The organism is Pseudomonas protegens (assembly GCF_003732485.1).
Taxonomy (GTDB): domain Bacteria; phylum Pseudomonadota; class Gammaproteobacteria; order Pseudomonadales; family Pseudomonadaceae; genus Aquipseudomonas; species Aquipseudomonas protegens_B.
Map to the genome: position 1 here is coordinate 121,056 of NZ_MOAK01000073.1, position 1,343 is coordinate 122,398.

1 protein-coding gene is annotated in these 1,343 nt (G+C 65.5%); it reads right to left on the bottom strand.

Features of this window, described 5'->3' with window-relative positions:
* A partial coding sequence (locus BLX41_RS18795) for a DUF58 domain-containing protein (RefSeq protein ID WP_148059754.1) occupies nt 1–1,291 on the bottom strand: 1,291 nt, incomplete at its 3' end.
* Nucleotides 1,292–1,343 lie beyond the last annotated feature (52 nt).

Consider the following 1,343-nt stretch of genomic DNA (forward strand, 5'->3'; position numbering starts at 1 on the left):
CCAGTTCCGCCCCCAGCTCACCTGGGCGGGCGTCGAGCAGGGCGATGCCGTGGGCGCTCAGGCGCTCATGGAGCTCGGCCCGGCTATTGAGGTAGTTCACGGCCGCGCTGTAGATCAGCGCCTCGGGCAGGGTCTGCACCGGGCTCTGGCGCAACTGGTCGAGAACTTCCTCGCGCAGGCTGGCCACCATTACCCGGTGCTGGCGGCTGATGCGCTTGACCGCGGTCAGCAGCTCCTGATCGTCTTCATCCCGCAGGTTGGTGACCAGCACCACCAGCGCCCGACGCTTCTGCCGCGCCAGCAATTCACTGGCGGCAGCCTGGTAGTCGGCTGGACGCTGGCTGGTGTCCAGGTCGTAGACGCCGTTGAGCAGCACGCTCAGTTGGGCCGATCCCTTGACCGGCGCAAGGTAGCGCGAGCGTTCTCCGGCAAAACTGTAGAGGCCCACTGCATCGCCCTGGCGCAGCGCGACATAGCTGAGCAACAGGCAAGCGTTGAGGGCATGGTCGAAATGCGCCAGCTCACCGTCCTGGCTGCGCATGCGGCGTCCGCAGTCGAGCATGAAGATGATCTGCTGGTCACGCTCGTCCTGATATTCCCGGGCGATGGGCGTGCGCTGGCGGGCGGTGGCTTTCCAGTCGATCTGCCGCAGGCTGTCGCCTTCGCGAAACTCCCGCAACTGATTGAATTCCAGTCCCAGCCCCCGGCGTTGCAGTTGGCGCACCCCGAGTTGGCTGAGCCAGTTGTCCACTGCCAGCAACTGCGCGCCATAGAGGCGGGCGAAGTCCGGGTAGACCCGGGTGCTGTCGTGGACTTTCAGCCGTCGTCTGGCGCTCCACAGACCCAGTGGGCTGGGCAGGCTGACTTCACACTGGAAGAAGTTGAAATGTCCTCGTTGCAGCGGTCGCACGCTATACCCCACCCGGCTGACCTGGCCCGGTTCCAGGCTCACCGATTGCGGCAGGTGCTCAAAGCTCAAGCCTTGGGGCGGATGGTCGAACAGCTGCACCTGAAGCGCTTGCCGATAAGGGTGACGGATCTCCAGTTGCACTTCGCTCCAGCGTCCCAGGGGCAGGCTGCCGGGCAACTGGCGCTGCACTTCGGGCGACGCCAGGCGCGACAAGCGCAGAGCATCCAGCAGTGCCAGCAGCAACAGCGCCAGCAACAGGCCCCAGGCGATCGAATCCAGGCGTGGCACGGCCTCGATACCCAGGGCGCGCACCGCTCCCAGGAGGATGTACAGGCCGGCCAGAGTGCCCAGCCAGATCAGCAACAGACGAGTCGGCTTCATCAGTGTGGACGGCTCACAGGCGCGGTGCCGGAATCTGCTCGAGCATCTGCTT